Here is a 10,459-nt window from a genome sequence, read left to right as displayed (position 1 = left end):
GAAAAGCAGGATCTGCTCATACTTGACGATTTTGGACTTAAAGGTCTGGATAATATTAACAGGCACTCTCTTATGGAAATTATTGAAGATAGGCACGGAAAAAAATCTACCATCATTGCATCCCAATTACCCGTAGAGGCCTGGCACGAGATTATTGGGGAGCAGACTATTGCAGATGCCATATTGGATCGTCTAGTTCATACGGCTCACAGAATAGATATCAAAGGGGAATCAATGAGGAAAAAACTTAAAAATAAATAGTAAATTTAACCACAGTAGAATCGATTTTGCGCACTTAGTTTGCTATGCTCACTTTCATCCGGCGCACGTGGTTCACTTTGACCGGCTCATCCACCAAAGATGAGCAACCAGAGCATATTGCAAATTTTCTTTTGGCTTTAATTCTCCAGTTAACTGTTTTTGCCATATTTAATACATTAGAATATTTTGATATAAATCTACCTTTCAACATTTATGGTAATAAGGTTGTTGTAGTGGGGATTTTTATATTTTTTATGATTCTGGGATATTTTAAGTTTATTCGAAATAAGGAATATCTTAATCTCCTACTAAAATTTGAATCTGAAAGTAAAAAGAGTAAAATTCAAAAGGTATCATTGATTTTATCTTATTTAATTTTATTGATTTTTTTACTCTTCTTTATCATCTAATAATAACACTGTGCCCAACAATATATAAAAACAATGCTTAAACCTGTCTCGAATCGAAGCTCCGTGCTCGCTTGCAACGCCTGATTGTCCTGCGGACAATCAAGCTCGCCAATTCGCACAGTTTTTATACGGGACGTTAGGCACAAGCTAAAAAAAACCGACACAGTGAAAATGAATTATGTGTTATAAAATGATTTTAGACATATTGACCGCTATTGGTACTGTTGGTGCAGTTGCGATTGGAATGGCTGCAATTTATCACGCAAACAAGAATAGTAAACGTGAAATAAAAACTCACAAATTAGAGGAGATTTTCGAGTTAATACAGTCTTTGAGCAGAGACTATGGGAAATTTAAAGAGCTTTATTTTTCTATCGAAGATTTACGCGACAAGGAGAAAAAAGACATTCAAACATTGTCCGACTATTATAAAATAAGAGATGAAAAATTACCGTCTGCGGACAGACATAAAATCATAGCGGATTTATCAAGGTTAGAAGTTTTGACCAAATGTTATACAGAAGACTCGCTTTTGAATAAAATACTGAAATATGAAGACCTTATGTATTCCTTTTCTGACTTTGTTTTTAACGGAGGTAGTATGCATCAAGAATTAAAATGGAAAAATGGTTTTCCTGACTATGAAGAATATTCAATTCTAATTGAAGAATTAAAAACACAAATTATTGGCCAAATAAAAAGGAAATGAAAAACAAAAAAACCACAGCAATATTAGCCTTCTTTTTGGGAGGCATTGGAGTTCATAGATTTTATTTAGGTCAAACAGGAAAAGGTGTACTTTCAATATTGTTCTGTTGGACTTTCATTCCTTCGGTTATCGGCTTATATGACTGCATTTTTTTCTCTTTTATGAGCAAAGAATACTTTGAAGTCACGTATAACAACAATTTAAATTTACACTGTTCTGCTTGTAAAACTCAACTTTTAGAGAACACTACTTCGTATTGGGGTTTAGGAGAAAATAACGGAGCTTGTAAAAATTGCTTTCAAAAAATCAGAAATCACAGCAAAGAATCGGGAAATTATAAATTTGAAGATAATGAAGTCCAAAAAATAATAAATGGTGAGATTGACAATAGACCTCTTCCTAAATCAGTCAAAAACACTTTTCATATTCCAGAGAACGACTTTTTGGAAGAAGTTGAGTTACCAGAGGAATTTGAAACAATTAAGCTAAATTCCTTAGCTCAAATAGCCTACAAAGACGCTCAAGGACAGAAGAGTGAAAGAAGAATTACAATGTATTCAATAAATCCAACAATAGATGATGACTACATGATAAAAGCCTATTGTCATGAGCGAAACGCCCAAAGGACTTTCAAACTTTCAAGAATTACAGAGTTAACAGACATAGAAACCGGAGAAGTTTTTGACAACCCTGAAAAATACTTTCTTGACAGATTTAATGAATCTCCAATTGGAATAATAACTAATGTCTTTCAAGAACTCGAATCTGAAATTTTGGTCTTAACATTTGTTGCCAGAGCAGACGGTTATTTAAGAAAAAAGGAGCGAGAAATCATTATAGCCTTTTTGGTTAATAAATCAAACATGGATTTTGACCTTGACTTGTTGGAAAACGAAATCAGGAGGACATACTGTGAAAGTAAAGACTTTCGAGAAGCACTTAAGCAATTGAGTAAGAAAACGATTGACGAAAGAACCACAATTATGGATTTGGCAATAAGTATAGTAAACACAGACAAAAACCCTGACCCAATGGAGTTAGGTGCTTTAGAATTGATAAAAAAAGAACTAAAATTAGAAAAAGCCAGTGCCTAACATTGTATAAGAGCAATAGCGGGTGAAGTGGTAAAATCAAGGTCTGTGCATTTAATAAACTTTGGTGGTGGCGGACAGGTAATCGCCTTGAAATCCGCTACTGCTCTTATACTTGACCGTTGTGCAAAATATAATTGATAAGATTTAAGTTATGAAAATCCGACCTTTTTTAATTTTTACAGTTGTTTTATTTATTTTTTCTTCTTGCTCTAAAAAAGAGGATTGTGAGGACCCAATAGATTGTTTACCAGCCATAACACAGACTGGAGCCAACACAGCGGGGTGTTTAGTTAATGGGGAGGTATTACTTCCTGGCGGGCAGAGTTTAAACTCTGGATCTGTTCTTCAAGCACAATATACCTATTCAGGTGATGGAGATGATGACTTTGTTTTTGGACTTTCTATCAGAAATAGAGAATCGACTTATAGTAAAATGATGATGATAACAATACGCAATGAAAAATTGGTTGAAGGGAACACTTATACACTTTCGACCCCTGAGTCTAACCAGACGGGGAGCTACAATAATCTACTCATGGGTGGATTCATAACTAACGAAGAAAATACAGGTGAATTGTTTATTTCGAATATTGATGAAGAAAGACAAATTGTTTCTGGAACCTTCTGGTTTGATGCCGAAGAAACGAGGAGTGGTGAGATAGTCGAAATAAGGAATGGCAGATTTGATCTCCCCTATTATACCTCTCGATAAATTGGTTCATCGGGAAAAATACTTTGCACAACAACATATAAAAACAATGCTCAAACCTGTCTCAATTCGAAGTTCCGTGCTCGCTTGCAACGCCTGATTGTCCTGCGGACAATCAAGCTCGCCAGCTCGCACTGTTTTTATACGGGACGTTGGCGTGCATTTCAATAAGATTATGGACAAGAAAATTATAATTAACTTTTTTAAAAATTTAGGGTTTGATGCCATTCAAACTTCAGAAACGGATTTGGATTATTTTTTTTGGCCTGCGGAGGAAATGGAAAAATTAAATGCGGATTATGGAGTAGAGCAATACTTACCGAATTATTTCGGAGTTGGTTCAAGTGGAGGCGGAGAATTATTTGCGGTGGACTTATCCACCGGTATTTTTTATTCCATTCCTTTTATTCCAATGGATTCAACTGAGAGAATAAAGGTGGCGGACTCAATAGAGGAACTGATAAAAATGAAAAAGTAAACGACACGCCAACAACATATAAAAACAATGCTCAAATCAGTCTCAAATCGAAATTCCCTGCTCGCTTGCTTAGCGGATTGTCCTGCGGACAATCACACTCGCCAGCTCGCACAGTTTTTATACGAGACGTTGTGCAACATTTAAAACAAAATATGAGCCGAGTTATCTTCATCCTGATTTTATCCCTGATCTCTTTTTCTGTAAAGGGGCAGAAGTATTTGACAACCAATCTTATTGAGAAAGCAGAATCTCACTTAAAAGAGGCTGTGGGCGATAGTCTTTTTGGTTACTTTCAACTTGATCCAGACTCTTATTATCAATATCGGACAAAGTCGGGTAAGGTTAAATGGGAGAAAATAGGTAAAAGAAAATATACTAAAGGAGATTTTGTAAACGGTAAACAAATTGTCTTTGTCTTAGATCATCCAGATTTTGATTACAAGTTTGTAGATAAAAGAATCGTTCTCAATCTGGATTCTGACTTAAATTTAGCTCAAGAAATCGACCTTCAAAAAATACCTGACTTTCTTTTGAAAAACCGACCATCAAATTGGTTAACACGCTCCGAGTTGGACGAAATAATTGCCCAACAAGACTTAAACATTTCAACTACAGATCCAACAGTGCGCTTGGAGTTTAATTCGAATGATAACCATTATTATTGGATAGTATTCAATACTTTGAATCAGGAAAAATGTTTTTCAGACCAAGAAATATTACATATTGAACCAAGTTCGGGAAAGATTTTAAAGCATTATGAAGAAAGACAATTTGTACTGCATTGCGTCGAATAAAACGTTGCACAACAACATATAAAAACAATGCTTAAATCAATCTCAACTCGAAATTCTGTGCTCGCTTGCTTAGCGGATTGTCCTTCCCTCCGCAAAAGCTACGGGACAGGACGGACAATCAAGCTCGCCCGCTCGCACAGTTTTTATACGAGACGTTGGCAAATATTATAAAAGCCTTTGAACAGTTACTAACCTTTAATTTTAAAAATTATGAAAAGAGTATTTCTTTTATTAATAACATTTGCAATTTGTGCAAGTTGCTCAAATGATGATGATATTTCTACAGATCAAATTGTGGGAGAATGGAAATTAATTCAAGCCGAATTTTACGGATCGGAAGGAGAAAGTTCAATTGATTATTCAGACCAGAATATCATCTATGATTTTCGACAAACCGGATTATTAAAAGTGACTGGAGGTGAAAACGCGGGCTATCCGACTGGGGAATATCAGTATTCTTTTGGAAAAGATCATTTTGGATGTGCATTTGATTCTGATGATCCAAAAATCCTGGTGGTGAAAATAAATAATTCTAAGTGGGCTTACAATTTCATAAACGGTAAAATGAAATTAAATACGTCATGCGTTGACAGAACTGACTTGGTACTTGAGAAACAATAAAACATTTGCCAACAACATACAAAAACAATGCTAAAACCTGTCTTGAACCGAAAGTCCGTGCTTGCTTGCTGCGCCTGATTGGCCCACGGACAATCAAGCTCGCCAGCTCGCACTGTTTTTATACGAGACGTTGCCAGCAATATAACCAAACAGATAAAGGAAAAAATAAATGGATAAAATTCTAAGACTTTTTATTGGTGTTATTCAAATCGTAGGCGGATTGATATTAGTTTACGCCTTTTTTAATAGATTAGCAGAAGTTGGAATGGTTAGTTTTCTCACAGTTACCTTGCCTTTATTAATTCTAATTGGTATATGTATATATGCAGGAACGCAGTTGATTCTTAATAGACCAAGAGGCATCGCTCTTTCTATTTTTAATTTTGCATTACAATTATTTCAGTTTAGTTTCTTTGGAATTTATTGGTATTATTTTATCGGACCTTATGTTAGTTTTGGATACCAAAAACCTGCCACTTCGGATTATAACTTTTGGATAGACTACGAATATTTTACGGGGACATCTATAATCTACCTTCGGGATGACTCTGAGTCTCACTTTTTTTTAATAAACCTTATGGCTTTAATAATGATCCTGGCTTTAATCTACTTGAGAGTTAATTTTAAAGATTCAATAGTGCCTGTCGAAAAAAATACTGCTGGCAACAACATATAAAAACAATGCTCAAACCTGTCTCGAATCGAAAGTCTGTGTTCGCTTGCTCAGCGGATTGTCCTGCGGACAATCACGCACGCCAGCTCGCATAGTTTTTATACGGGACGTTGGCAGCAATGTGAAAACTCGGAATTTTAAATTATAGAAATGAATGTGAAAATAACCAACTTGTCAATATCGACCCTACTGATTTTGACAAATCTCTATTTTCTGCCTTACTCTATTATCCTTCTTTTGAATAAAGGAGGATCAATGGGTTACGGACTTTTGGTTTTACCCATTTCTCTTTCGGTGAATCTCTTACTGTTAACTTCCGGACTGACTTTTAAAAAAAGATTTAATAAAAGTATCGCATTATTGATTATAAACTCTCTCGGATTTATTTGGGCAGCTTTTTGGCTTTGGCTCTTTCTGACTACACCTAAAATTGACTGATCGGATTGAAAAAAACACTGCTGCCAACAATATATAAAAACAATGCTTAAACCTGTCTCAAATCGAAATTCCTTGCTCGGCGGCAACGCCTGATTGTCCTTCGGACAATCACGCTCGCCAGCTCACACTGTTTTTATACGAGACGTTAGCGCAAAGCTGAAAAAATAAAAAATGACAGCTCTGAGTGACATTTTAAACATAGAAGAACAAGGCAACTTTAACGCTGCATTTGAATCATATGTTGAACTTTATAATAGTGAGCCATCAAATTTCGATGTTTGGAAACATTTCTATTTTTTCCTTTGGACTGCAATTGAGGATGCTCCTTCTGAGTTTCAAGAGAGAGTAAATCTCCGTCAAAGAATGCAAAAGATGTATGAAGAAGGGAAGAGAAAATTTCAACATCTTACTGAGTTTAAGTTCCTGACTGGCTATACAATCTCGATTTTTCCTTATGAGTTTGGAGACTATGATAGCTTAGAAAAAGAAGGAAAAGAATTACTCCGACAAGCTTATCAGGAAGAGTCGGACGATGAAATTTATAAAATGGCTTATTTGGGAAGTTTTGAATCGGACAGTCGCGAATATCGGAATGCAGAAATAAAAGCCAGTGAAGTAGTGCTAAGTAGATTTAACGGACCAGGACTGTTAAATAGCTATTTTAGACAAGTTTTGAACAGAAAGGAATAAAAGCCTTGCGCTAACAACATATAAAAACAATGCTAAATTCAGTCTTGATTCGAAACTTCCTGCTCGCTTGCAGCGCCTGATTGTCCTTCGGACAATCAAGCTTGCCAGCTCGCACTGTTTTTATACGGGACGTTGTGAGCCATTGCAAAATGGAGGGTAATATTGGGTAAATTTAACTAACAAAGTCAATCTAGATATTCAGATGAACAAGAAGAAGTTTTTAAATATAGTCACGATTATCGCACTAGTCATTCTATTTTTAATTTTCCTAGACTGGGCACTTGAGCTGGCAATGGACGGATGGCAGAATCCAATGTAATGATCAAAATAACGGACTTTTGGCCAGAGCAAATCAGCAAACTAATCTCTCAAAAAGGCCATTTTTGGAACCTCTTTGCAGCGGATTTTAAAACACAACGGCTCACAACACTATATAAAAACAATGCTTCAGTCAATACTAATTCGAAACTCCGTGCTTCCCTGTTGCGCCTGATTTTCCTAACGGAAAATCAAGCTCACCGGCAGCACTGTTTTTATACGGGACGTTGTGCATAATATGAAAAAAATGAAAATATTAGTAATTGGAATCATAATTCTACAATTGAACTTCTCCTGTAGCGCCCAACACTCTACCACCGAATTAAAAAATCACTTTTCATCTGACCAAATCTCTGATTTGAATAAAATTACTGAGTTTTTTAAAAATGAAATTTGTTCAGGAAAAGAAAGGGATTTTAAAAAATGCTATGAAAAAATACCTCACGATTATTTATATGCCACAGGAAATGAGTTCTGGAACAATATAGATTTTAGTAAACAAAAAGAATTATATAATCAAATTTCTAAATCAACGTTTGAAGAAATTTGGAGTTTTTGTAAAACCACTTATCCTGATAGCGGAAAAACTAAAACAAGTATTTGTGCCGTTCCCAATGGAAAATACCAGAAGTATTTGAGTGAACTCGGAAAAAACAATCCCAAAATAGCGGAATACGCCAAAAGATTAAATGATCTTGGAGATTTTGGGTTTGGTCTTTTTCATCAAAACATAGCGAGTGATAAAAAGAATTTTGACTTAAACAATCCAAATATCCAATTAGTTGTAGCTATACATTTTTTAACTCTTAACGACCAAGAAAAGAGAAATGAGCAATGGAATGCGGAATAATACTATGCACAATAACTAAGCGTTCGTGTGGCCGGTACGGCCGAACATGAACGCACTGTTGACTAAACCGGTTCTTTGCTGGTTAATTATATATGGGGATTAGCCTGTTTTTGAGAGATTGATTTTTTAGAGTAGAAGACTGAAACCTCTTTCCTGGATTTCAGATTTTGATTATTGAGGGAAGGTGCAACTCCTTTTTGCAATGTTTTCCATAGCACTTTTGGTATTTCATGCTATTTTGATCGTTTTAGGCCATAGGTTTCCTGTTACGCATTGAAGGATCGTTTTTTTATACTCATTTATTTGATTGTTTTCTTAGTTTTTCCATCCAGTATCCAGGTGGGCCTCGTGCCGTAAAAGTAGTAAGGGTCACCAATTTTCCTTTCTTGCACACCGGGCACAGCCGGTGTTGTAATGGTTTTCGTTTTTCGAGTTGTACCCGTCCCAGGCTTTGCCGTAGCTGGGTAAGCGTGATTTTCTTGTGGTAGGAACTCAAGATCCCGTAATGTCGGATGCGAACAAAGCCTTTAGGGAGTACGTGAAGTGCGAACCGCCTGATGAACTCTGCATCGGATAAACGTAGTAAGGATTTTCTTCCCCCGTGGCGGTAGTCCTTTACAGCAAATGTAACGCCTTCATTATCCAGGTTTTTTATCCGATGGTTACTGATGGCGATCTTATGGGTATAACGGCCAAGATATTCCACCACCTGGGCGGGACCTAAAAAGGGACGTTTGCAATAGACTACCCAATCATTTTTAAACAGGCTCTCATAGAATTCAGAAGGCTGTTCCTTTTTCAGGATTTTCCGGAGTGCAGCCACAAAACGTGCCCTGAAGACTTTGCTCATTGCCTTTACAGGAAACAGGTATTTACCTTTGCTTTTTGCAGATTTCCATTTACCGCTTTGGGCAATACCACCGCCGGGAACAATACAATGCAAGTGGGGATGTAAAGACAGGTTTTGTCCCCAGGTATGCAGGATGGCGATCATCCCTGGTTTAGCACCCAGAAATTTATGGTTGGAGGAAAAACCCTGGATCACCTGCCAGGCTATTTTAAACAGTAAACCGTACATGTTTTTAGGTTCATACAGGCATAAGCCGTTGAGCTCTGATGGCAATGTGAAGACCACGTGGAAGTAAGGCACATTTAGGAGTTCTTCTTCCCGCGCCCGGATCCATTCCTCCTTTTTATGTCCCTGGCACTTGGGACAATGGCGGTTCCGGCAACTATTGTAACTAAGGTGAAGCCTATGGCAGGAAGGGTTGTTACAACGGTCGATATGGCCACCCAGGGCAGCAGTGCGGCATTTGCGCAAGGCGTGCAGGGTTCTTGTCTGCCAGCTGTTGTAACAATAGTTGGATAAAGATTCCGTATTCCTTTCCAGCACCTGGGCCACCTCGTGAGCAGCAGGTTTCACGCCTACTCCTTGTAGAGCCGATCCAGAGGACTGAAGGGCTTCTGCCTACCGAGTTGTGCCACGTGTAGGTAGGTGAGGGTAGTCTGGATATCTGCGTGTCCAAGAAGTTCCTTGACACTAATAATATCCAACCCCATCTCCAAAAGATGGGTGGCATAGCTGTGCCGAAGGCTATGGGTAGTGATCTCTTTTTGGATTCCGCTATGTTTACGGGCTTCCCGGACGATCCATTGTACCCCCATTGCCGATAACTGGGATGGATTACCTTTCCTGTCGTAACCATTAAAACACCAGATGGTAGGATTATCTGCAGCGATATATTTTTTTAGGCCACGAATCTGCATCTGGGATAAAGGAACATAACGGTCTTTTCTTCCTTTGCCCTGGCGGATGTGAAGCATCTTACGATCAAAATCCAGATCTTTTAATTGAAGGTTCCGAAGTTCAAAACAGCGAAGGCCACAACCGTAGAGTATCGCCAGCACCAAGCGGTGTTTGAGCAGTTTGGGTGTTTTAAGCAGTTGTTTAATCTCACTACGGCTTAGTACCACCGGGAGTTGGTGGGGTCGTTCTATCGAGGGTAGCACAACCCGCATTTCCTTCATCCCGGAGATTCGATAGGCATAGCGAAGACCATAGACCGTATGCTTGAAGAAACTGTCGGATGGTGTTTTGCGCTGCGATTTCAAAAGGTGCAGGTAGTCCAAAACCTGTTCCTCGTCAAGGTCCAGAGGACTACATTTAAAATGGAGGGACATATGCGCAAGGCAGCGGGCATAGTTGGTAAGGGTACTTTGGCTTTTACCGGCGAGTTCTACCGAACGTTTTAACTTGCGGTACAGCTGATCAAACTCAGGTACAGAATTACAGGCCCTGTCAATGAGGGTACTACTTTTTTTTCATAACTTTAAATATTATAATTAGAGATACTTAAAGGTAGTGAATAGTGATTTAGCGATCTCTTGAAGCTACCTTTAGGTTTAGTTCAACA

The 10,459-nt window shown here is 37.7% G+C and carries 12 protein-coding genes; 10 read left to right on the top strand and 2 right to left on the bottom strand.

The window, feature by feature from the left end; all coding sequences use genetic code 11:
• The 10 genes from BM266_RS16735 to BM266_RS16675 form a co-directional block, all read left to right on the top strand.
• Window positions 1–261: ATP-binding protein (locus BM266_RS16735; protein WP_175494818.1), on the top strand; the 261-nt coding region annotated here is incomplete at its 5' end.
• 600 nt (window positions 262–861) lie between these two features.
• A complete protein-coding gene (locus tag BM266_RS16725; protein ID WP_093411612.1) occupies window positions 862–1,380 on the top strand; it encodes a hypothetical protein in 519 nt (172 codons plus the stop codon).
• Window positions 1,377–2,474, top strand: a complete 1,098-nt coding sequence (locus BM266_RS16720; RefSeq protein WP_093411611.1) for an NINE protein — start codon at window positions 1,377–1,379, stop codon at window positions 2,472–2,474. The genes BM266_RS16725 and BM266_RS16720 overlap by 4 nt, the downstream gene beginning before the upstream one ends.
• Window positions 2,475–2,625: 151 nt before the next feature.
• Window positions 2,626–3,186 carry a Riean_0653 family protein gene (locus tag BM266_RS16715; protein ID WP_093411610.1) on the top strand — a complete coding sequence of 187 codons (561 nt, stop codon included), beginning with the start codon at window positions 2,626–2,628 and terminating at the stop codon, window positions 3,184–3,186.
• A gap of 172 nt (window positions 3,187–3,358) precedes the next feature.
• Entirely contained in the window at window positions 3,359–3,661 is a 303-nt protein-coding gene (locus tag BM266_RS16710) for an SMI1/KNR4 family protein (RefSeq protein WP_093411609.1), read from the top strand.
• A 152-nt stretch (window positions 3,662–3,813) separates the two neighbouring features.
• The gene (locus BM266_RS16705; RefSeq protein ID WP_093411608.1) at window positions 3,814–4,455 is read left to right on the top strand and encodes a hypothetical protein; all 642 of its coding nucleotides are present in this window, start codon (window positions 3,814–3,816) and stop codon (window positions 4,453–4,455) included.
• Between the two features lie 210 nt (window positions 4,456–4,665).
• The gene (locus BM266_RS16700; protein WP_093411607.1) at window positions 4,666–5,076 is read left to right on the top strand and encodes a hypothetical protein; all 411 of its coding nucleotides are present in this window, start codon (window positions 4,666–4,668) and stop codon (window positions 5,074–5,076) included.
• A 169-nt stretch (window positions 5,077–5,245) separates the two neighbouring features.
• Entirely contained in the window at window positions 5,246–5,752 is a 507-nt protein-coding gene (locus BM266_RS16695; protein WP_093411606.1) for a hypothetical protein, read from the top strand.
• Window positions 5,753–6,358: 606 nt separating this feature from the next.
• Window positions 6,359–6,877 (top strand): hypothetical protein, encoded by a 519-nt coding sequence (locus BM266_RS16685; protein ID WP_093411604.1) that lies wholly within the window; start codon window positions 6,359–6,361, stop codon window positions 6,875–6,877.
• A gap of 565 nt (window positions 6,878–7,442) precedes the next feature.
• Entirely contained in the window at window positions 7,443–8,045 is a 603-nt protein-coding gene (locus BM266_RS16675) for a hypothetical protein (protein ID WP_245760482.1), read from the top strand.
• 295 nt (window positions 8,046–8,340) lie between these two features.
• Here the strand turns inward: BM266_RS16675 and BM266_RS16670 are convergent, their stop codons facing one another.
• Both BM266_RS16670 and BM266_RS16665 read right to left on the bottom strand, forming a co-directional pair.
• Entirely contained in the window at window positions 8,341–9,468 is a 1,128-nt protein-coding gene (locus tag BM266_RS16670) for an IS91 family transposase (RefSeq protein ID WP_093407235.1), read from the bottom strand.
• 2 nt (window positions 9,469–9,470) lie between these two features.
• Window positions 9,471–10,226: a tyrosine-type recombinase/integrase gene (locus BM266_RS16665; RefSeq protein ID WP_093407237.1), complete on the bottom strand. Its 756-nt coding sequence runs from the start codon at window positions 10,224–10,226 to the stop codon at window positions 9,471–9,473.
• Between the last annotated feature and the right edge of the window lie 233 nt (window positions 10,227–10,459).

It is taken from the genome of Salegentibacter flavus (assembly GCF_900115145.1).
In the GTDB taxonomy this organism is placed as follows: domain Bacteria; phylum Bacteroidota; class Bacteroidia; order Flavobacteriales; family Flavobacteriaceae; genus Salegentibacter; species Salegentibacter flavus.
Note: the sequence above shows the minus strand (reverse complement) of the source record. Positions and strands in the feature narration are given on the sequence as shown.

Coding starts and splice junctions, on each gene's coding strand:
- BM266_RS16725 (WP_093411612.1), top strand. CDS start 862: ATGATTTTAGACATATTGACCGCTATTGGTACTGTTGGTGCAGTTGCG.
- BM266_RS16720 (WP_093411611.1), top strand. CDS start 1,377: ATGAAAAACAAAAAAACCACAGCAATATTAGCCTTCTTTTTGGGAGGC.
- BM266_RS16715 (WP_093411610.1), top strand. CDS start 2,626: ATGAAAATCCGACCTTTTTTAATTTTTACAGTTGTTTTATTTATTTTT.
- BM266_RS16710 (WP_093411609.1), top strand. CDS start 3,359: ATGGACAAGAAAATTATAATTAACTTTTTTAAAAATTTAGGGTTTGAT.
- BM266_RS16705 (WP_093411608.1), top strand. CDS start 3,814: ATGAGCCGAGTTATCTTCATCCTGATTTTATCCCTGATCTCTTTTTCT.
- BM266_RS16700 (WP_093411607.1), top strand. CDS start 4,666: ATGAAAAGAGTATTTCTTTTATTAATAACATTTGCAATTTGTGCAAGT.
- BM266_RS16695 (WP_093411606.1), top strand. CDS start 5,246: ATGGATAAAATTCTAAGACTTTTTATTGGTGTTATTCAAATCGTAGGC.
- BM266_RS16685 (WP_093411604.1), top strand. CDS start 6,359: ATGACAGCTCTGAGTGACATTTTAAACATAGAAGAACAAGGCAACTTT.
- BM266_RS16675 (WP_245760482.1), top strand. CDS start 7,443: ATGAAAATATTAGTAATTGGAATCATAATTCTACAATTGAACTTCTCC.
- BM266_RS16665 (WP_093407237.1), bottom strand. CDS start 10,226: ATGTCCCTCCATTTTAAATGTAGTCCTCTGGACCTTGACGAGGAACAG.